The organism is Nonomuraea roseoviolacea subsp. carminata (assembly GCF_024172185.1).
GTDB classification, from domain to species: Bacteria; Actinomycetota; Actinomycetes; order Streptosporangiales; family Streptosporangiaceae; genus Nonomuraea; species Nonomuraea roseoviolacea.
Map to the genome: position 1 here is coordinate 9,345,754 of NZ_JAMZEC010000001.1, position 19,609 is coordinate 9,365,362.

The 19,609-nt window shown below is 73.5% G+C and carries 18 protein-coding genes; 10 read left to right on the top strand and 8 right to left on the bottom strand.

Translation table 11 applies throughout. The features are described 5' to 3' along the window. The first annotated feature begins 131 nt into the window (after positions 1–131). The gene (locus tag HD595_RS43605) at positions 132–806 is read left to right on the top strand and encodes a response regulator transcription factor (RefSeq protein ID WP_253780190.1); all 675 of its coding nucleotides are present in this window, start codon (positions 132–134) and stop codon (positions 804–806) included. After that, on the top strand, positions 799–2,145 hold the full coding sequence (locus HD595_RS43610; protein WP_253780193.1) for a sensor histidine kinase: 1,347 nt from the start codon (positions 799–801) through the stop codon (positions 2,143–2,145). Before HD595_RS43605 ends, HD595_RS43610 begins: the two co-directional genes overlap by 8 nt. On the opposite strand, the gene folP is transcribed toward HD595_RS43610, so the two are convergent. Continuing rightward, positions 2,142–3,065, bottom strand: coding sequence for a dihydropteroate synthase (gene folP, locus HD595_RS43615; protein WP_253780196.1), 924 nt, complete (start codon positions 3,063–3,065; stop codon positions 2,142–2,144). The two genes, HD595_RS43610 and folP, sit on opposite strands and share 4 nt — an antisense overlap. Positions 3,066–3,525: 460 nt before the next feature. Beyond that, entirely contained in the window at positions 3,526–4,395 is an 870-nt protein-coding gene (locus HD595_RS43620; RefSeq protein ID WP_253780199.1) for a LysR family transcriptional regulator, read from the bottom strand. A gap of 513 nt (positions 4,396–4,908) precedes the next feature. Between HD595_RS43620 and HD595_RS43625 the strand changes: the two genes are divergently transcribed. Then, positions 4,909–6,177 (top strand): neutral zinc metallopeptidase, encoded by a 1,269-nt coding sequence (locus HD595_RS43625; protein ID WP_253780202.1) that lies wholly within the window; start codon positions 4,909–4,911, stop codon positions 6,175–6,177. A gap of 130 nt (positions 6,178–6,307) precedes the next feature. Beyond that, positions 6,308–8,107, top strand: coding sequence for an LCP family protein (locus HD595_RS43630; protein ID WP_253780204.1), 1,800 nt, complete (start codon positions 6,308–6,310; stop codon positions 8,105–8,107). 43 nt (positions 8,108–8,150) lie between these two features. On the opposite strand, the gene HD595_RS43635 is transcribed toward HD595_RS43630, so the two are convergent. Continuing rightward, positions 8,151–10,181, bottom strand: coding sequence for a spermidine synthase (locus tag HD595_RS43635; RefSeq protein ID WP_253780206.1), 2,031 nt, complete (start codon positions 10,179–10,181; stop codon positions 8,151–8,153). A gap of 323 nt (positions 10,182–10,504) precedes the next feature. On the opposite strand from HD595_RS43635, the gene HD595_RS43640 reads away from it, so the two are divergent. Continuing rightward, a complete protein-coding gene (locus tag HD595_RS43640; RefSeq protein WP_253780208.1) occupies positions 10,505–11,857 on the top strand; it encodes a S8 family peptidase in 1,353 nt (450 codons plus the stop codon). Between the two features lie 24 nt (positions 11,858–11,881). Here the strand turns inward: HD595_RS43640 and HD595_RS43645 are convergent, their stop codons facing one another. Both HD595_RS43645 and HD595_RS43650 read right to left on the bottom strand, forming a co-directional pair. Beyond that, entirely contained in the window at positions 11,882–12,619 is a 738-nt protein-coding gene (locus tag HD595_RS43645) for an ABC transporter permease (protein WP_253780210.1), read from the bottom strand. Continuing rightward, positions 12,616–13,362, bottom strand: a complete 747-nt coding sequence (locus HD595_RS43650; RefSeq protein WP_253780212.1) for an ABC transporter ATP-binding protein — start codon at positions 13,360–13,362, stop codon at positions 12,616–12,618. Before HD595_RS43650 ends, HD595_RS43645 begins: the two co-directional genes overlap by 4 nt. Before the next feature lie 61 nt (positions 13,363–13,423). On the opposite strand from HD595_RS43650, the gene HD595_RS43655 reads away from it, so the two are divergent. Continuing rightward, complete coding sequence (locus tag HD595_RS43655; protein ID WP_253780215.1) at positions 13,424–14,134, top strand: TetR/AcrR family transcriptional regulator; 711 nt, start codon at positions 13,424–13,426, stop codon at positions 14,132–14,134. Here the strand turns inward: HD595_RS43655 and HD595_RS43660 are convergent. Then, entirely contained in the window at positions 14,057–14,368 is a 312-nt protein-coding gene (locus HD595_RS43660) for a DUF4190 domain-containing protein (protein WP_253780217.1), read from the bottom strand. The two genes, HD595_RS43655 and HD595_RS43660, sit on opposite strands and share 78 nt — an antisense overlap. Before the next feature lie 102 nt (positions 14,369–14,470). Here HD595_RS43660 and HD595_RS43665 point away from each other — a divergent pair, with 102 nt between their 5' ends. Both HD595_RS43665 and HD595_RS43670 read left to right on the top strand, forming a co-directional pair. After that, positions 14,471–14,947: a nitroreductase family deazaflavin-dependent oxidoreductase gene (locus HD595_RS43665; RefSeq protein ID WP_253780219.1), complete on the top strand. Its 477-nt coding sequence runs from the start codon at positions 14,471–14,473 to the stop codon at positions 14,945–14,947. A gap of 77 nt (positions 14,948–15,024) precedes the next feature. Then, positions 15,025–15,897 (top strand): ion transporter, encoded by an 873-nt coding sequence (locus HD595_RS43670; protein WP_253780221.1) that lies wholly within the window; start codon positions 15,025–15,027, stop codon positions 15,895–15,897. Here the strand turns inward: HD595_RS43670 and rpsD are convergent. Next, a complete protein-coding gene (gene rpsD, locus HD595_RS43675) occupies positions 15,885–16,499 on the bottom strand; it encodes a 30S ribosomal protein S4 (protein WP_253781463.1) in 615 nt (204 codons plus the stop codon). The two genes, HD595_RS43670 and rpsD, sit on opposite strands and share 13 nt — an antisense overlap. A 76-nt stretch (positions 16,500–16,575) precedes the next feature. Between rpsD and HD595_RS43680 the strand changes: the two genes are divergently transcribed. Further along, positions 16,576–17,427 (top strand): DUF2470 domain-containing protein, encoded by an 852-nt coding sequence (locus HD595_RS43680; RefSeq protein WP_253780223.1) that lies wholly within the window; start codon positions 16,576–16,578, stop codon positions 17,425–17,427. A 109-nt stretch (positions 17,428–17,536) separates the two neighbouring features. After that, entirely contained in the window at positions 17,537–18,097 is a 561-nt protein-coding gene (locus HD595_RS43685) for a hypothetical protein (protein ID WP_253780225.1), read from the top strand. A gap of 281 nt (positions 18,098–18,378) precedes the next feature. On the opposite strand, the gene HD595_RS43690 is transcribed toward HD595_RS43685, so the two are convergent. Beyond that, entirely contained in the window at positions 18,379–19,560 is a 1,182-nt protein-coding gene (locus HD595_RS43690; protein ID WP_253780227.1) for an ROK family transcriptional regulator, read from the bottom strand. Between the last annotated feature and the right edge of the window lie 49 nt (positions 19,561–19,609).

Sequence of the window (19,609 nt, forward strand, 5' to 3'; positions counted from 1 at the left end):
CAACGGTATGCCGATGTTCAGGTCGTTGTTGGCAGCCTGCGTCATGCATCCTTTGAGGAGCCTGAGACCGGCTGAGACGGCTCTCAGGCTTCTCAGCTCCGTCACAGGACGGGCACGGGAGGATGGGGCGCATGAGAGTACTGGTCGTCGAGGACGAGCGGCGGATGGCGGCGGCGTTGCAGCGCGGGCTGCAGGCCGAGGGGTTCGCCGTCGACCTCGCCCACGACGGCGAGGAGGGGCTGCACCTGGCCCGGCACGGCGACTACGACGTGGTGGTGCTGGACATCATGCTGCCGCGCCTGTCGGGCTACAACGTGTGCAAGCAGCTGCGCGCCGAGGACAACTGGGTGCCGATCCTGATGTTGTCGGCCAAGGACGGCGAGTACGACATGGCCGACGGGCTCGACCTGGGCGCCGACGACTACCTGACCAAGCCGTTCTCGTACGTGGTGCTGGTGGCGCGGCTGCGCGCGCTGCTGCGGCGCGACGCGGGGCGGCGGCCGGCCGTGCTGACGGCCGGCGACCTGTCGCTCGACCCGGCGCGGCGCAAGGTCCACCGCGGCGAGACGCCGGTGGAGCTGACGCCGCGCGAGTTCGCGCTGCTGGAGTACCTGATGCGCCGGCGCGACGAGGTGGTGTCGAAGGCGGAGATCCTGGAGCACGTCTGGGACACCTTCGACACCGACCCCAACGTGGTCGAGGTGTACGTCGGCTACCTGCGCCGCAAGCTCGACGGCCCGTTCGGCCGCAACTCCCTGCAGACCGTGCGCGGCGCGGGCTACCGGCTGGCCGGCGACGGTGGCTGACAGCCCGCTGGCGTGGTGGCGGCGGCAGGGGCTGCGCTTCCGGCTGAGCGTCGTGGCGGCCGCGGTGCTCGCTGCGGCGCTCGCGCTGTCGGCGTCGGTGCTGCTGAACGTGCTGGACCGGGCGCTGGTCGACACCATCGACGAGACGACGTGGCAGCAGGCCCAGACGGTGCGCGTCCACGCCGACGCGGGCACCCTGACCAACCCGATCACCACCAACGACGGCACGATCGTGCAGGTCATCGACGCCTCGGGCCGCATCACGCACGCCACGTACGGCACCGACCGGCTGGTGCCGCTGCTCGGCGCCCGGGAGCGGGCGCGGGTGCTGGGCGAGGGCTCGGCCCGCTTCATGGACGGCCGGCCGTACGCGATACCGGGGCCGCTGCGGGTGGTGGCGGTCAGCGCCGACCACGGGCGCACGGTGCTGGCGGCCCGGCCCGTGGGCGAGATCCAGACGAGCGTCGGCACGGCGGGACGCGTGCTGCTCGTCGGCACGCCGCTGCTCGTCGTGGTGCTGGCGCTGGCGAGCTGGGTGATCATCGGGCGGACGCTGCGCCCGATCGCGGCGCTGCGCCGGGGCGCGGCCGAGATCACCCACACGGCCCGCTCACGGCGGCTGCCCGTGCCGGAGTCGCGCGACGAGGTCCACTCGCTGGCCGTCACGCTGAACGGCATGCTGGCCCGGCTGGAGGAGGCCGAGCAGCGCCAGCGGGCGCTGGTGTCGGACGCCGCGCACGAGCTGCGCAGCCCCCTGGCCAGCATCCGGCTGCAACTGGAGGTGGCGCTCGGCCATCCCGAGGGGCAGGACTGGCCGGAGACGGCCGAGGGGGTGCTGGAGGACGCGATGCGGCTGTCGCGGCTGGCCGAGGACCTGCTGGCGCTGGCCCGGCTGGACGAGCGCGGCGGGGTGCCCGCGCGCAGCGAGCCGGTCGACCTCGACGAGGTGGTGCGGCAGACCGTCGACCGGTACGGCGAGGCGCAGCTGACCGTCTGCGACCCGGTGGTGGTGCGCGGCGACGCCCTCGACCTGAGCCGCGTGCTGACGAACCTGGTGGACAACGCGGTCCGGCACACCTCCTCGAAGGTGGAGGTGGCGCTGACGCGCGACGGGGTGCTGACGGTGACCGACGACGGGCCGGGCATCCCGGAGGCCGACCGGGAGCGGGTGTTCAACCGGTTCACGCGGCTCGACTCGGGGCGCAGCCGCGACGAGGGCGGGGCCGGGCTGGGACTGGCGATCGTGCGGGAGACGGTGCGCGCCCACGGCGGCACGGTCCACCTGGAGGACGCGGGGCCGGGGCTGCGCGCGGTCGTGCGCCTGCCACCGGCCGTCTAGCCCCGGGTGCCGTCCCCGCTCCGGGTGCCGTGCCCGGCTCCGGGTCCGGCTGCGGGTCGGGTCTCGGCTTCGGCTTCGGCTTCGGCGGGCGGGACGAGCCGGGTGATCTCCTTCAGGGCCGTACGGGCGGAGGCGGCGTCGTGGACGCGGAACACGCGCGCCCCGAGCAGCGCCGACACCGCCAGGGTGGCGATGGTGCCGGCGTGCCGCTCCTCGACGGGCAGCCCGCCGAGCGTCTCGCCCACGAAGTCCTTGTTGGACACCGCCACCAGCACCGGCCAGCCGGTGGCCGTCATCTCGCCGAGCCGGCGGCTGACCTCCAGCGAGTGGTAGGTGTTCTTGCCGAAGTCGTGGGCCGGGTCGATGAGGATCGACTCGCGCGGCACCCCGGCGGCCACGGCGGCGCTCGCCAGCGAGACCGTGTGGGCGACGACGTCGGCCACCACGTCGGCGTAGGCGACCCGGTGCGGCCGGGTGCGCGGGGCGGCCGGGCCCGCGTGGGCGCACACCAGCCCGATGCCGTGCCGCGCCGCCACCTCGGCCAGGCCCGGGTCGGGGCCGCCCCAGGTGTCGTTGAGCAGGTCGGCGCCGGCGCGGGCGACGACGTCGCCCACCTCGGCCCGCCACGTGTCGACGCTGATGATCAGCTCGGGGTGCCGGTCGCGGACGGCCTCGACCAGCCCGGCGACCCGGCGGATCTCCTCGCGGGGGTCCACCTCGTCGCCCGGGCCCGCCTTGACGCCGCCGATGTCCACGATGTCCGCGCCGCCCTCGACGGCCCGGTCCACCGCCTCGACGGCCGCCCCGAAGCCGTAGGTGCGTCCCTTGTCGTAGAACGAGTCGGGCGTTCGGTTGACCACGGCCATCACCGCGTACTCCCCCGGCCCGAACGTCCGGTGGCGCAGCCGCAAAGTGCTCATCAGGGGCGAGCGTACCGCGCGCCGGGGCGTCGGCGTCCGACGCCGGCCGATCCCCCCGGGAGCCCCTCTCCCTCTCGCCGCCCGCCGCTCGCCCTCCCTCCCCGCCGCGGCCCCGCGGACCGTTCCAGAGGAGGCCGGCGCGGACGGAGGACGTCGCGGAGGCCGTGCTGGAGGGACCCTGCCCTCGGGAAGGACGGGACGGCCGAGGCGGCGGGCCGTCCGGTGGTGCGGAGGAAGGGCCGCGCGGGTCGGGCGGGGCCGTTCCGGAAGGCGCCGCACCCGTGGCGGCGGGTGGCCGGAGAAGGTGCCACACGTCCGGAGGTGCGAGGCCGGAGAGGCGCCGTACCGGGAGGGCACGGGGCCGGAGGAGAGGCGGCACCGGAGGAGGTCGGCGCCGGCGGCGGGGCCGGGGCCCCGCGGGGAGCGAGGGGTGAGGGGTGAGGGGAGCGGGCCGGTGCCGTCAGGCGGCGGAGCCCTTCTCGGCGGTGGACAGGAAGTCCTGGGCGATGAGCGGCAGGCGGCGGCGGGCGTGGACGACGGCGATGACGCGCCGGACGGCGGGTTCGAGCGAGCGCACCACGAGCCCGGCGCGGCTGGCCTGCTCGGCCATGCCCCGGTACCACAGCAGGGACGCCCGGCCGCTGCGCACGGCGTTGAGCCAGCCGTTGCGCTCGTCGGTCTCCAGGACCACCACCGGGTTGACGGCGTACTTGCCGAACATCGCGTCCAGCTCCCTGCGCCGGAGGCTCCCGCGGGCGGGCAGCGCGAGGCGCATGCCGTCGAGCCGGCCCATCGGCACCGGGTTCGGCAGCTCCATGCCGGGAGGCGAGATCAGCACGATCTCCTGGCGTTCCAGGGGATGGGTGATCAGGTCGGCCGGCACGGGCAGGTCGGTGAGCCCGAGGTCGGCGCGTTGCTCCCGGATGGCGTTGACCACGGCCTCACGTCCCTCGCAGCGGACGATCTGGACGCGGACGCCGGGATGCTCGGCCGTGTAGGCCGGCAGGAGGCGCCCGGCGAGGCCGGGTTCGAGCGTGGGGGTGGAGGCGATGCGCAGCTCCGTCTCTGCGGAGCCGGCGTGGCTGGCGAGACCTTCGATCTCGTGGACGGCGTCGAGCGCCTCCCTCGCCAGCTTCACCACCCGGCGGCCCTGGGCGGTGACCACGACACCGCGTCCGGACCGGGCGAAGAGCGTCAGGCCGAGTTCGCGTTCCAGGTCCCGTATCGCACGCGAAAGCGCAGGCTGTGCGATGTAGAGCGATCTGGCCGCATCGGTCATGGTGCGGTGCTCCGCAGTCGCGACCACATAGCGGAGCTGCTGGAGGTTCATGGCAAAGAAGCTAGGACACCACCCGGCGGCGAGTAGGGAACATGACGGAGATCACCTCGAATGATTTCGGACCGTAACCGAGTGCTGTCACATCCGTGACGGGTGAGAAATCAGTATGCTTCTGCCCCAAATTTGGCAAAGCTCCGGCATGTGACCTACCAAGTCACGCATTACGGACAACTGACCACTGGGGGACACAGCGTGACAGGCAACGGGCAGTATCCCCCCACGCCTCAGGAGCCCGGGCAGCCCCGGCGGCCGCCCTCGCTGCCGTGGCCGCCGCCCGGCCACCGCCGTCCGGACGGCCAGGCCCCTCCCCCGCCTCCGGGCGCGCCCTACGGGCCGCCGTCGCCGAGCGGTCCGCCGCACGGCCCGCAGCCGGGGACGCCGTACGGCCCGGGGTCCCAGCCGGGGACGCCCTACGGACAGCCGCCGGCGCCCCAACCCCCGTACGGGCAACCCACGGCCCCCGCCCAGTCGCCCTACGGGCAGCCCACGGCGCCGTCTCAGGGCATGCCGCCGTACGGAGGAGGGCCGCCCGCCCCTCCCCAGTCCCCCTACGGGCAACAGCCCACCGCGCCGCCCCCCGGCATGCCGCCGCACGGCGGGACGCCGTACCCGCCGCAGGGCCCCGCCCCCCAGGCGCCGCCTCCCGGCGGCCCGGCGTGGCCGGGACCCCGGCAGCCGTACCCGCAGGGCCCGCCCGGCGGGCACCTGCCTCCCCCTCCCCCGCACGCGTGGCCGCAGCAGCCGCGCCGGAAGCGGGGCATATCGGCGGCCGGCGTCGTGGGCCTGGTGTTCGGGTCGGTGGCGGCGATGTTCGTGCTGCTCGTCATCGGCACCGTGGCGCTCAGGAGCTCGTCCGGCGCCGACACGACCACGCCCGTCGCCATCCCCACGTACGAGCCGCCGACGCGCGCCAGGGACCCCTTCCCGACGACCTCCGACGGCCGGCCCACGCAGACCAGGGCGACGGAGACGAGCACCCCCGAGGAGACCGAGACGAGCACCCCGGAGGAGACGGCCGAGCCGCCCGCCCAGGTCAAGCTGGACCGAAGCCTGAGGACGAACACGCTCTACCGCGGCGGCTCGCTGCCCCGGCTGAGCTGCCCGGCCGGCAACGCGAACGTCTTCGACCACGCCCAGCTCAAGGCGCTCATCCTGAAGACCGGCGCGTGCATGAACCGGGCGTGGAAGCCGGTCCTGGAGAAGCAGGGCATCCCGTTCAGCCCGCCGAACTACGCGATCGCCGCCAGGCGCGGCCGGGGCGCGTGCGGCGACTACCCGCAGCCGGGCGGCATGGTCCCGTACTACTGCCCCCGCAACAACACGATCTACGCCTCGACGTCGGCGATGGCGCGGGGCAACGGCAGGTCCCGCGGGTACGGGCAGATCCTGGCGTGGAACGGCGGGATCATCAGCATGATGGCCCACGAGTACGGCCACCACGTCCAGAACCTCACAGGGCTGATGGACTCCTGGTGGGCCAAGACCGTGGACACCGGGGCCAGGAGCGGCAAGCTGGCGCTCAGCCGCAGGCTGGAGCTGCAGGCCACCTGCTTCGCGGGCATGTGGATGCGCTCGGTCGCCACGTCGTACCCGGTGAACACCTCCAACCGCGCCCGCCTGTTCTGGCTCTACAGCCAGGTCGGCGACTACCCGGGCTACCCGCGCGACCACGGCTCGCCGCCGAACAACAACCGGTGGTTCCGGCAGGGCTGGGAGCGCGGTGAGACGTACCAGTGCAACACGTGGATGGCCGCGTCCTCGACGACGTCCTGACGTCATGCGGCGTTCATCTCAGCTTGAGCACATGTCTCGGTTGTCCCTATATGGGGACTAGAATCCTGGCAATCTTGTGCCCAACGGGGGGCAAAACCGAGTTTTGCCTGGTAGGCGTGAAGGAGCCGGTGTGAGCAAGCGCGATGGGGTGGACACCGCTGCGGGGGGCGGGAAACGGCGCCCCCGCCGTCCTCGCGCGGCGTCCGGCGCCCGGCCGGGCCCCTCCGCTCAGGAGGGCCCCGAAGCCCTGGACGGGCCGCCGGACGGCCCAGCGGCGGACGAGCCGCGCGAGGCCGCCGAGCAGGCCGCACCGGGCCCGGAGGGGTCGTCCCGCGCGGGCCGCCCGTCCGGTGCCGGCGCCCCCGCCGCGGGCGGGAACGGCGGGAAGGGTGGCAACGGCGGCAAGGGCGGGCCGAAGGGCGGCGGCAAGGGGAGCCGGGGCCCGGGACGTCCGGGCGGCGCGGCGCCGCGTTTCGCCAGGCCGCTGAGCGCCGCCTCGATCCTCGGCTGGACCGCGCTGTCCGCGGTCGTGCCGGGCGTCGCGCACCTGCGCGCGGGGCACCGCCGCACGGGTCTGGCGCTGGTCGGTGTGTACGCGGCTCTGCTGCTCGCCGCCCTGGCGTACTACCTCGTGAACGGCCTTGAGGGCCTCACGGGCCTGGTCAGCACCGACGCGATGCTCAAGGTCGTCATCGTCGCGTCGCTGGGGGCGCTGAGCTGGTTCGCCCTGATCGTGACCTCGTACGTGACGCTGCGTCCCAACCGGCTGAACCAGCAGGGCCAGATCGTCTCCGGTATCGCGGTGGGCATGTTGTGCGTGGCGGTCATGGCGCCGTTCGCGCTGACCGCGCAGACCGTGCTGTCGGCCAGGGACGCCGTCCAGACCATCTTCCGCAGCACCCCCGACGACCCCGCCATCGCGCCGATCAAGCAGTCGGATCCGTGGAACGGGGCGGAGCGGGTCAACTTCCTGCTCATCGGCGGTGACGCGGCCGGCAACCGGACGGGCGTGCGCACCGACAGCATGACGGTGGCCAGCATCGACATCAGGACCGGCAACACGGTGCTGTTCAGCCTGCCGCGCAACCTCCAGCACGTGCGCTTCCCACCGACGTCCCCGCTGCACAAGCAGTTCCCGAACGGCTACATGGCCGAGCTGCCGAACGGCGGCCTGCTCAACGAGGTCTGGCAGTACGCCAACGAGCACCCGCAGCTCATGGGCGGCCACAACAAGGGCCCCCGGGCGCTGATGGACGCCATCGGCTACACGCTCAACCTCAAGATCGACTACTACATGCTGATGAACATGTTCGGCTTCGCGGACCTGGTGGACGCCATCGGCGGCCTGAAGATCCGCGTCGAGCAGGACGTCAAGTGGGGCGGCCACTTCGGCACCGCCGGCACGATCAAGGCGGGCTACCGGAAACTGACCGGCGAGCAGGCCCTGTGGTACGGCCGGTCCCGGGTGAACAGCGACGACTTCTCCCGCATGGGCCGCCAGCGCTGCGTCATCGGCGCCTTCGCCAAGCAGGCCACCCCCGACAAGATCCTGACCAACTTCAGCAAGATCATGGCGGGGGCGAAGCGCCTGGCGCAGACCAACATCCCCGAACCGCTGCTCAAGCCGCTGGTCGATCTGGCGCTGAAGGTCAAGAGCGCCAAGATCACCAGCATGCAGTTCGTGCCGCCGGACTTCTGGCCGGGCTCCGCCGACTGGGTCAAGATCCGCCGGTACGCCGCCAAGGCGATCTCCGACTCCGTCAAGCCGCGTCGCGCCCAGGCGGCGAACGTCACCGCCTCGCCCGACGCGCCCTCGACGGGGGCGCCGACCTCGTCGAGCCCGGTGACCGCCGCGCGGCCGAGCCAGACGCCGACCCGCAACGGCTCCCAGAAGTCGGCCAAGACGCTCGAAGAACTCTGCGGCCTCTGACATCGACCGGCCTCCCCTCCATGAGGGGAGGCCGGTCCCGTCTTCAGGCGGAGACCGCGCCCCGCCGGGGCAGCAGCGCGAACGCGCCCAGATAGAGCAGGGCCGCCACGATGAGCAGTCCCTTGTAGCCGATCACCAGCGCGAGGTACTCCAGGCAGCCGCCCACCATCGCGCCCAGCAGGTTGGCCCCGAACGAGGTCGCCGCGTCGGCCGCGTCGGAGAACCGCTTGGCGAAGACCACGTTCGCCGCGAAGATCGGCAGGAACGCCACCGTGACCGCGGCGAGCGCCCGTAGCGGCAGCGGCAGGGACAGCAGCCACGCGTTGGGCACCAGCCAGGCCAGCAGCAGGCCGGCGAGCAGCACGCCGTACATGACGGGCAGCGGCGGGGTGCGGAAGCGGCGCGTCACCTCGACGGCGGCGAGCACCGCCACGAGCACCCCGGCGAAGACCACGGCGTTGACCACCCACGTCGTGCCGAACAGCAGCGCGAACCCGGTCACGCTCTTGGTCTCCAGCAGCAGGAACGCCACGCCGAGCAGGAACAGGTCGGCGTACGGGCGCATCCGCCGGTACGGGCCGGCCACGGCGCGCACGGCGACGAGGCTGACCGCGAGGATCAGGCCCAGCGTGATGAGGTAGATCGGCGGGATCGTGCGGTCCTTGAGGTAGAGGAACGGCCGGTCGTCGCCCGCGGGGGGCGGGGTGGCGGCCGTGGCCCCGGCCCAGGGGGCGGCGCAGCGCTGCGCGGCCGGAGTCAGGCCGGCGGTGATGACCGCCTGCTGCCCGGCGGTGCTGACGACGTCGACGCACGGGTCGTGCCCGAAGGCCGCCTTGACCGTCGAGGCCAGCCGGTCGACCAGCCAGCTCTCGCGGTAGTAGTTGTACATCGAGAAGGCGCCGCCCGGTTTGAGGTGGTCGCGGGCGGCCCGCATGGCCTCCTCGGTGAACAGGTAGCTCTCCAGGCGCAGCGAGCTGGCCCCCGACACGAGCGTGAGCGAGTCGGGCAGGGCGAACAGGATCAGGTCGTACTTGGTGGAGGTGCGCTCCAGGAAGGCGCGGCCGTCGGTGATGTGCGTGGTCACGCGCGGGTCGTCGTAGGGGTGGTCGGGGTGCTTGGAGCCGCCCAGCTCGCGCAGCTTCGGGTCGATCTCGACGGCGTCGACCCGGGCGACCCCCTTCGACAGGGCGATGGCCACGTCGGTGCCGCTGCCCGCGCCGACGATGAGCACGTCGCGGGGCGGCGTGGCGGCCCGCTCGTACGGCAGGCCGTACTGGCGCTCCCACTGGAGCCGGGCGGCGGCGGGCACGGCCTGCTGGTGCGGGATGCCGTTGACGGAGATGTCGGTCACCGGCACGCCGAGCACGTTCTTCTGCTGGAAGGTGACCTTGTAGTACGGCGACCACAGCGCGCCGGCGGTCAGCGTCTCGGCCAGCAGCAGCGCGACGACGGCCAGCGACGGCACGGTGACGAGCCCGAGGTAGGAGACGAGCGGGCGCGGGGTCAGCAGTACCCCGTAGGCCAGGGCCGCGACGACGCCCCAGAAGACGGGCGGCGCGCTGAGGAAGGACAGCGCGGTGAACGCGGCGATGCCGGTGAGGCTGCCGATGAGGTCGTAGCGGTAGGCCTCCAGGCGCGGCAGCTCGGGGAAGCACCGGCCGACCAGCTCGGCGGGCCCCATGAGGACGAGGGCCGCCGCGCAGAAGATCACCGGCAGGATGAGCCAGGCGGGCGGGCCCTTGGTGGCCAGGCTCGTCCAGTACAGGACGCCCTCGGTGTCGCGGTCGACCGTGACCGGGAACATGATGACCAGGACGACCAGCCCGAACAGCACGACGGGCGAGTAGTAGGGCTGGCCCTTGGCCCGGCCCACGCGCAGGAAGCCGAGCCCGATGCCGAGGAACGAGCCGAGCAGCACGAAGTTCGTGAAGTAGCTCAGGTGGACGATGTTCGAGCCGGTCCAGCGGATCAGGGCCAGCTCCAGGAAGAGCATGAAGGCGCTGGCGAGGACGAGTCTCGGCCGCACCGTCAGCCAGTGGTCGCCGGTGCGCGCCTGGGGGGCCTGGAGCGTCATGCCGCCTCACCGTAGTGAACTGATCGCCCGCGCGGAAGCCCACCGGACCGAACCGGTCGGCCGCGTGAGAAGCCCACCGGACGGAACCGATCGGCCGCGCGAAAACCCCTTCGGAGGGGACTGATCGGCCGCGCGGAGGCCGGCCGGAGGGGGCCGATCGGCGGGGCCGAAGCCCGCGGATCGGGCGGGCCGGAACCGGCCGCGGCCGGTTCGCCCGGTTCGCGATGTTTCAGCAGGTCAGACGTTTGTGAACCGCTGGACGCGCTCCCGCGGATGCAGGAATGTGGGGGCGTCCGTTCCTTCATCCCCCGGGTGGTGACCCCATGCGCGTGCTCATCCAGCTCCGCCCCTCCCCTGACGTCGTCGAGGCCGTCGTCGACCCCGGTCAGAGCGCCACCGTGGCCGACGTGGCCGACGGCCTGCCCGGCGTCGCGCTCGACCACGCGTACACGCCGGTCGCGCTGCCGCGCCCGGTCCCGCCGCCCGGCGGCGACCCGTTGTCGCTCAACCAGCCGCTCGGCTTCTCGATGGCCGCCGAGGACGCCTCGGTGCTGGTGCGCGGCGTCATCGCCGACGACGAGGTGGCCGCCCGCGTCGCCATGCTGTCGTCGCTGCGGCCCGACGTCACCGGCGTCTTCGCCGACCCGGTCATCCACACCACGCTGACCTGCGGCGGCGATCCGCCCGTCGGCACCTGGCACGACGTGGAGCGGCTGCTCGGCGCCGACGCGCTGCGCGCCGAGGGGCTCGACGGGGCCGGCGTGGCGCTGGCCGTGCTCGACACCGGGATCAACCTCGCCCACACCCAGCGGCAGCTCGGCCGCGACGTCCTCCTCGACCCGGCGCGAAGCTGGGTGCCGCCGGGGGTCGACGGGCGGCCGGGCCAGTTCGAGGTGGACCACGGCACGATGTGCGCCTTCGACACGCTCATCGGCGCGCCCCGGGCCACGCTCGTGGACGTGCCGGTGCTGCTGTCGCGCCGTCCCGGCGGCTCGGCGCTCGACGGGCTACTGTCGGACGCGGTGGCCGCGTTCGCGCACCTGCGCGGGGTGCTGGAGGCGCAGCCCGCCGAGACGCGCGCGCTGGTGGTCTCCAACTCGTGGGGGTCGTTCTCCCCCGAGTGGGACTTCCCGGTCGGCCATCCGGGCAACTACTCCGACAACCCGGCCCACCCGTTCAACCTCATGGTCACCGCTCTGGACGAGGCGGGCGCCGACGTGCTGTTCGCGGCGGGCAACTGCGGCCGCCAGTGCCGCGACGGCCGCTGCGCCTACCCCGACCGGCCGATCGTCGGGGCCAACTCCCACGCCAAGGCGCTGTCCATCGGCGGCGTCGACATCAGCGGCGAGCGGGTCGGCTACTCCTCGCAGGGACCCGGCCGGCTGACCGCCCGCAAGCCGGACGTGTGCGCCTACACGCACTTCTCCGGCTCGCGGGCGTTCGGTGACGCCGAGCCCGACTCGGGCACCTCGGCGGCCACGCCGGTCGCCGCCGGGCTCGTCGCGGCGATCCGCACCCGCTGGCCCTGCACCCGGCTGTCGCCGTCGCAGCTGCGGGCTCTGCTGCGCCGCACCGCCGACGACCGCAGCGAGGTGGGCTTCGACTACGACTACGGGTACGGGGTCATCGACCCGGAAGGGATCGTGGCGGCGCTGCGACGCCGCTCCGCCGCCTGACCCCGTGCGGGACCGCCCGCGTGTTCAGGCGTTCTCGCGGCTGAACACGCGGGTGCCGACGGCGACGCTCACCACGGCCAGCGCCGCGGTCACCGCCACGCCGAGGCCCACCGTGCCGGTGGCGTAGTGCCCGGCGAACAGCTCGCGCAGCGCCTCCAGCACGTACCGGAACGGGCTGATCCGCGAGAGCACGTCGAGCCAGCCGGGCGCCATCGACATCGGCAGGAACGAGCCCGACAGCAGCGCCAGCGGCATGACGATCGTGCTCATCACGGGCGCGAACAGGTTCTCGTCGATGGTGAGCGCCACCGCGTACGACAGCGAGGCGAGGCTCGCGCCCAGCACGACCACCAGCGCGAGCCCCGCCAGCAGGCCGGCCGCCGGCGCCCGCAGCCCGAAGGCGTAGCCGACGGCGACGAGCACCACGGTCTGCACGACGAGCGCGACGACGTTGTTGAGCACCCGGCCGAGCAGCAGCGCCAGGCGGCTGGCCGGGGTGACGCGCAGCCGCTCCAGCACCCCGAAGCGCCGCTCGAAGACGACGCCGAACCCGGCCATGCCGGTGCTCACGAGCCCGAGCTGCACGATCAGGCCGGGCACGAGCGTCTCCCAGGTGCCGATCGTGGCGAAGATGGGCCCGAACAGGACGAGGAACACCATCGGCTGGATCGCGCCGAAGACGAGGCCGAACTTCTGCTGGAGCGTGACGGCGAGGCCGTGGCGGAACAGCAGCCACGTGTCGCGAGCCGCGGACCCGATCACGCGGGCACCTCCTCGCGCAGCGAGCGGCCGGTGATGTCGAGGAAGACGTCGTCGAGGGTCCGGCCGCCGGCCTTCAGCTCGGCCGGGCTGCCCTCGGCGACGATCCGGCCGCCGTCGATGATCAGGAGGCGGTCGCAGAGCGCGTCGGCCTCGTCGAGGTAGTGCGTGGTGAGGAACACCGTCATCCCGTGGTCGGCGCGCAGCGCGCGGATGTGGTCCCAGAGGTGGGCGCGGCTCTGGGGGTCGAGCCCCGTGGTGGGCTCGTCGAGGAAGAGCAACGGCGGGCGGTGCAGCAGCCCGAACGCCAGGTCGAAGCGGCGGCGCTGGCCGCCCGACAGCGCTCCGCCGGGCAGGTGCTCCATGCCGGTCAGCTCCAGCAGGGCCAGCACCTCGGCGACGCGTTCGCGCGCCCGCCCGCGGTCCATGCCGTACAGCATGGCCTGCAGCACCAGGTCGCCGGCCGGTGGCGCGGCGAGGTTGACGCCGCCGGACTGCGAGACGTAGCCGATGCGCCGCCGCACGCCCGCCGGGTCGGCGAGCAGGTCGCGGCCGGCGACCTTCGCGCTCCCCGAGGTCGGGGCCAGGAGCGTGGTGAGCATGCGCATGGTCGTGCTCTTGCCGGCGCCGTTCGGGCCGAGGAAGCCCACGATCTGGCCGGGCTCCACCGTGATGTCCACGCCTTTGACGGCTTCCACGCCGCTCTTGAAGGTCTTCGTCAGACCTTGTGTTTCGATCAAGTTCATCGCCTCCAAAATTACAGTAGCCACAATTTTGGAGTGACTGCAAGTTGGGTACCATGGCCCCATGGAGGAAGGACTGCGCGAGCGCAAGAAGCGGGAGACCCGCCGCCGGATCTCCGACATGGCGACGGGCCTGTTCCTGATGCGCGGCTTCGACCAGGTCACGGTGGCGGAGGTGGCGCGCGCGGCCGACGTGTCGGTCAACACCGTCTTCAACTACTTCGGCACCAAGGAGGACCTGTTCCTCGACCGGCAGGCCGACCTGGAGGAGATCTACCGGGGGATCGTCCGCGACCGGCGGCCCGGCGAGAGCGTGGTGGACGCCTTCCGGCGCGACTTCCTCGACGCGCTCGACACCGGCGACTGGCGCTACGGCTTCCACGAGGGGGCCGAGGTGTGGGGGCGCGTGGTGGCCGAGAGCACCGCGCTGCGGGCGCGGACGCTGGAGATCGAGCGTCAGGTGATGGCGTGCGTGGCCGCCGCGATCGCGGAGGAAGTCGACGCCGATCCCGAGGACGTGCGGCCGGAACTGGTCGCGGAGCAGATCCTCAGCACCACGCGGCTGCTGTCACGGCACGCGCTGCGCCGCCGGGCCGCGGGCGAGAGCCCGCGCGAGACCGAGGCGTGGCTGCGCGAGCAGGCCGGGGTTCTCTTCGGCCTGCTGGAGTCGGGGGTCGGCGGCTACGGCCGGCGCCCGCTAGTGGTTGCTGAAGACGGCGAGGCCGCCGGCGACGAGGAAGATGACGACGTAGAGGGCGATCATGGCCGCCCATAGGCAGGTGCTCACGATGCCGCAGATGCGGCCGGCCTGCACCATGCCGCGGTTCTCGAAGTAGTAGCCGCTGCCGTCGATCTCGCGCAGCGCCTTGTTGCCCATCACCCAGGCGAACGGGCCGAGCAGACCGCACACGACCAGGCTGAGGATGCCCAGCACGAGGATCGTCGTGCCGTTGGGGTGGGTCTGCGGCGGCGGCCCGTAGGGGGAAGGGCCGTAGTTCGGATAGGACATCTGCGCTCGCCCCTCGTCGGTCGCCTGACAGCCGGTTTTTTATACCACGAAGACCGCCGCCCAGGCACTTGACCTAGCGCTTGCTACGGCTACACTCGCGGCATGATCCAGGTCCTCAAGCCCTTCGCCCAGTGGATGGCCTCGACCGACTGGTTCCTCAGGGTCGGCCCCCGGTTCGTCCCCAAGCTGGACCGCGCCCTCTACCGGCTGACCCGCGGCCGGATGATCAGCAGCGACCGCGTGGTGCCCTCGCTCGTGCTCACCACCACGGGCGCCAGGACCGGTCAGCCGCGCCAGTCGCCGCTCGCCTGCCGGCCCGAGCCCGGCGGCGGCTTCCTCGTCGTCGGCAGCAACTTCGGCCGCGAGAAGCACCCTGCCTGGACCGGCAACCTGATGAAGACGCCGCAGGCCGCCGTCACCTACAAGGGCCGCGAGATCCCCGTCACGGCGAAACTGCTGACCGGCGAGGAGCGCGAGACGGCCTGGCGCGGGCTGGTGGAGCAGTGGCCGCTCTACGAGCGGTACGTGGAGACGGCGGGCGGCAGGGAGCTGCGGGTCTTCCGCCTCACCCCGAGGTGATCGACCGGAAGATCGTCCGGGTGATCGTCTGCGCGATGATGGTGGGGTACCCACGAGATCCATAGGAGCCCCCTCCCGTGCGCGAACGCGTCCACGCCGTCGTCACGAGCCGCCGTTTCCAGCAGCTCATCGTCGTCGTCATCCTGGTCAACGCCGCCACCCTCGGCCTCGAGACCGTGCCCGCGATCGCCGCGGGGCACGAGGCGACGCTCAAGGTGATCGACCACGCCGCGCTCTACGTCTTCGTCGCCGAGCTGCTCGCCAAGATCTACGCCGAACGGTCCCGGTTCCTGCGCGACCCCTGGAACATCTTCGACGCGCTGATCGTCGCCATCGCGCTGGTCCCCTCGACCGGCGGCCTGTCGGTGCTGCGGTCGCTGCGGATCCTGCGGGCGCTGCGCCTGCTGTCGGTGGTGCCCAGCCTGCGCCGCGTGGTGTCGGCGCTGCTGCGCGCCATGCCGGGGATGAGCTCCATCGTGGTGCTGCTCGGCCTGGTGCTGTACGTGGCCGGGGTGATGGCCACCAAGCTGTACGGCGGGGCCGCGCCCGAACGCTTCGGCAGCCTGCCCGCCTCGCTGTTCACGCTCTTCCAGACCATGACGGGCGACGACTGGGGCAACATCGCCCGGCAGGTGATGACCCTGCACCCGTCGGCCTGGATCTTCTTCACCGCGTTCATCCTCATCTCGACGTTCATCGTGCTCAACCTGTTCATGGCGGTGGTGGTGAGCGCGATGGACGAGGAGTCGGCCGGCGAGCGCGCCGAGCTGCGCGGGCTCGGCGACGAGTCGGCGGCCTCGACCCGCGCCATCCTGGACGAGTCGGCCGCCTCCACCCGCGCCATCCTGGAGGAGCTGGCGGCGCTGCGCCGCGAGGTCGCCGCCCTGCGGCGCGACGGCGTCCTCGACGGGCCCCGCCAGGGCCTTTCGACGGGGGCTCAGCGGGAGTAGAACTCCACGACCAGCTGCTCGTCCACCGGCACTGTGATCTGCTCGCGCTCGGGCCGGGCGGTCAGCGTGAAGCGCAGCTCCGCGTGGTCGACCGCCAGGTAGGGCGCGATCCGCTCGTCGGCGTGGACGCCCTCGGCCGCGGCCACGAACGGCTGCATGCGCCGCGACCGCTCCCGGACCGAGACGACCTGGCCGGGCTTGACGAGGTAGCTGGGGATGTCCACCTTGCGGCCGTCCACGGCGATGTGGCCGTGGGTGACGTACTGGCGGGCGGCGTAGATGGACGGCGCGAGGCCGGCGCGCAGCACGAGGGAGGCCAGGCGGCTCTCCAGCAGCGCGACCAGCTCCGCGCCCGACGCGCCGGGCTTGCGCACGGCCAGGTCCCAGTAGCGGCGAAGCTGCCGCTCGGACACGTCGTAGTACCAGCGCAGCTTCTGCTTCTCCATCAGGCGCAGGCCGTAGTCGCCGGTGGTGCGGCGGTTGGTCTTGCGGCCGTGCTCGCCCGGCGGGTAGGGGCGCTGCTCGAAGTAACGCAGGGCCTTCCTGGTCAGCGGCACGCCCGCGCGGCGGGACAGCCGCACCTTGGGACCGGTGTAGCGCACGTTCACCTCATGTGATTAGGTAATCCTTACTTAGGTAAGGCTAACCTAGTCTTCGCGTTGATCTCAAGGAGCCGCCATGCCGCCCATCGCCGAACGCGTCCGCACGCTCGCCGCGACCTCCTCCGTCGCCCGGGTGTCCGTCGACGGCGTCCCCTCCCCCGCGACCGGCGGCGTGGACGAGCGCGGCCGGCCCGTGCTGCTGGTGCGGCCGGGCGAGCCGCTGCACCGCCTGCTCGACGACGCCGTGGTGGCGGTCAACCTGACCGCGACGCGCCGCCTGGGCGCGGCCGAGCACCCGCGCGGGCTGCTGGAGGTGCAGGGCTGGGCGCTCGCCGTCCCGGCGGAGGAGGCGCGGGCGGCGGCCGTCGCGGTCGCGGCGCGCAGCGCGGACGAGGCGCTGTTCACGGCGCTGGAGCGGTACGGCGAGCCGTCCGCGCCCCGGCTGCTGCGGCTGGACGTGGCGCAGGTCGTGTACCTGACCGGGCACGAGTCGGGCGTCCTGGACGCCGGCGAGTACCTCGACGCCGTCGCCGACCCGCTGGCGGAGACGGCCGAGCGGGTCCTCGCCCACGTCAACGAGGCGCACCGGGCGCAGCTCGCGAACGGCGTGGCGGCCCTGCTCGGCGAGCCCGCCCTGGCGGGTGAGGGCCCGCGCGGCGGCGCCCTCCACGACGACAGGCCCGGCGGGGGTGGTGCGGGCGGGTTCGATGCGCGCGACCCCCGTGCGGGCGGGCCCGGTGCGGGCGGCTGCGGCGGGGCCGGTCGCTCCGAGGGCTCCTGGTGCGGTGACGTGTGGCTGTGGGAGCTCGACAGGTACGGGGCGACGGTCCGCGTGGAGGAGTCGCTGGTCCGCTTCCCGTGGCCGGAGACGGTGGCGACGGGCCAGGACCTGGAGGCCGCTCTGCGCGGCCTCTTGTGCACCTGCTGACGGCGGGCCCGCGCCGGCGCCGGAGCGCGGCCCGCGCCGGCCACCATCTTGATCACGATTGTCGCCGGGCGGCCCATCCGGCTCCCGGCACTCACTATCATCGGCGGCTGTGACCGAGACCGAGCCGCGCAGACGTGTCCTGATGGCCGCCGGTGTGCTGACCGGCGTGGTGATGCTGAGCGCGGCGGCGATCCTCGGCCTCGGCGAGCTGGGCGGCGCGTCGCTGTCCCCGGCCAGCCTCCCCGACGGCGGCGGACGGCCTCCGGCGCCGGTCACGGCCGCGGCCACGCGGGTCAGCACGGCCAGCGCCCCGGTGACCCGCCCCGCCCACCACGGCCCCGCTCCCACGTCCCTGCCGTCGCCCCGTCTCACCCGTACGGCCCGGCCCACCGTCGCCCCGCCGCCCCGCACCGCGCGCCTCACCCCGGCCCCGCGCCGTCACACCACGACCGCGCCGCCCGTGACGCCCGGCGAGGCGGCGGTCACCCCGACGCGCTCCCGGAGGCCGGCCGGCGTCCAGCCGACGCCCGCGCCCACGCTCCCGGACACCGTCACGGCATCCGCCACCAACCCCGCCGGCCACACGCCGCCGGGCCACACCAGGCACCCGGACAACGGCCACGGCAACGGCAACGGCAACGGCAACGGCAACGGCAACGCCACGGACTGAGCTCCGCCCGCGGCTCTCCCCGAGTCCCCGCCCCTCGGCGCGCGCACCGCTCGCGCCCCGGCGGCGTGCCCGGCGCGCCGCGGCGGCGGCCCGGTGTAGCGCCGGCAGGCCGAAGCGCGGGACCGGTCCGCGCCACGCCAGGCGCGTTCGACTGCTCCCAGGAGCCCGGCTGGCGCCGTGAGCCCGGACGCGGGCGGACGTGTGGTGCCGCCGGGATGAGCGGAGTGGCGGCGCGGCAGAGGTACGGTGCGGTGCGAGGGGGGAACGGAGGCGAGGCGGGATCAGGGGGTGCCGAGGGCGAGGCTCTCGTCGACGGCCTCCGGTGACAGGACGCTGTCCAGCACCATCACCGCGCACCCGCTGATCCCCGCGCCCGCGCCCAGGCGGCTCGGCTCGATGCGCAGGCGGCGCGTGGCCAGGGCCGTCGAGCGGCGGTAGACGACCTCCCGGATGCTCGACACGAGCGGGCCGAACGCCTCGGCCACGTCTCCCCCGAGCACCACCACCGACGGGTTGAGGATGTTGACCGCGCCGGCCAGCACCTCGCCGATGCGCCGCCCCGCCTCGCGTACGGTGGCCATCGTCTCGGCGTCGCCGGCCCGCACGAGCGCCGTCACGTCGGCGATCGTCTTGACGTCCTTGCCGGCCGCGCGCAGCTCGCGCAGCAGCGCGGTGCCGCTCGCCACCGAGTCGACGCAGTCGACGTTGCCGCAGCGGCACAGGACGCCGCCGCCGTCGCGGACCGGGATGTGCCCGATCTCGCCGGCCGCGCCGAGCGCGCCGCGCAGGATGCCGCCGCCCGCGATGACGCCGGCGCCGATGCGGGTGGAGACCTTGACGAACATGAGGTCGTCGAGGTCGGGGTAGACGCCGCGGTGCTCGCCGATGGCCAGCGCGTTCACGTCGTTGTCGACGAGCACGGGCACGGGGAACCGCTCGCGGACGATCGGCGGGATGAGCACGCCGGTCCACGACGCCATCACCCGCACGCTCTCGGTGCGGCCCCGCGCGAACTCGACCGTGGCGGGCACGCCCATGCCGACGCCCTTGACGTCCTCGCGCGGGCGCTCGCCGAGCAGGTCGTCCCAGGTGTCGAGGAGCAGCGGCAGCACCACGTCGGGGCCCTGCTCGACGTCTATGGCGAAGTCGCGGCCGGCCAGCTCGCGGCCGGCGAGGTCGCACACCGCGACCCGGGTGCGGCTCGCGCCCAGCGCGGCCACCAGCACCACCCCGCCCGCGGCGTTGAACTCCAGCCGCACGGGCGGGCGCCCGCCGGTGGAGGGCGCGTCGGTCCGCTCCACGACGAGGCCCCGCTCGATCAGCTCGCCGACGCGCAACTGCACCGCGGGACGCGACAGGCCGGTCACCCGGCCCAGGTCGGCCCGCGTGACGGCCTCACCGGAGCGGATGAGGCGCAGCACCTCGCCACTCGTGGCGAGGGTCGCGGCGGTACGTCGAGGCATCGGCCAAGTGAATCACAGGACATTAGGTAATGAAAAGTCGCGACTTTTT